The organism is Vibrio sp. 1401 (assembly GCF_033340295.1).
The window spans coordinates 1-577 of record NZ_JAWOWF010000625.1 but is presented as its reverse complement, the minus strand read 5'-3'; the positions used below and the strand labels follow the sequence as shown (position 1 = coordinate 577).

1 protein-coding gene is annotated in these 577 nt (G+C 45.8%); it reads right to left on the bottom strand.

All coding sequences use genetic code 11. The features are described 5' to 3' along the window. Positions 1–128: 128 nt before the first annotated feature. On the bottom strand, positions 129–577 hold a 449-nt coding region (locus R7Z77_RS27220; protein ID WP_318137287.1), incomplete at its 5' end, for an alanine:cation symporter family protein.

Sequence of the window (577 nt, the reverse complement as noted above, 5' to 3'; positions counted from 1 at the left end):
TGGAGAAACTACGATAAGCATGACTTTCACTTCCCTAATTTTGTTTTTTATTAGGGTACAAAAAAAGCCATGCATTGTCTGCATGGCTTTACGAATCGTCTTAATAGCTTTTAACGATAGGAGAACACTTAGTCTTTCTTAGTGTTGTCCCAAATACCGTCTTCTAGCTGAGACTTAAGCTCAGGGAAATCGTTCGCATCGAACGTTGGTACTTTACCTTCGCCTAGCTGGCGGTTGTAGTCTTTCGCCAGTTTGATCACGATGCCCGATAGCAACAGAATCGCTACCAAGTTAACAATCGCCATCAGACCCATCGAAACGTCAGCCAACGACCAAACCACAGGAAGAGACGCTAGCGCACCAAACATTACCATGCCCAGAACCACAACGCGGAAGATGCTTAGACCAGCTTTATGGTTGTGCTCCAAGAAGATCAGGTTCGTTTCTGCGTAAGAGTAGTTCGCGATGATTGAAGTAAACGCGAAGAAGAAGATTGCAACTGCAACAAAGATGCCGCCCCAATCGCCAACTTGCGAGCTCAACGCACGCTGAGTTAGCTCAATACCAGTAACTTCCG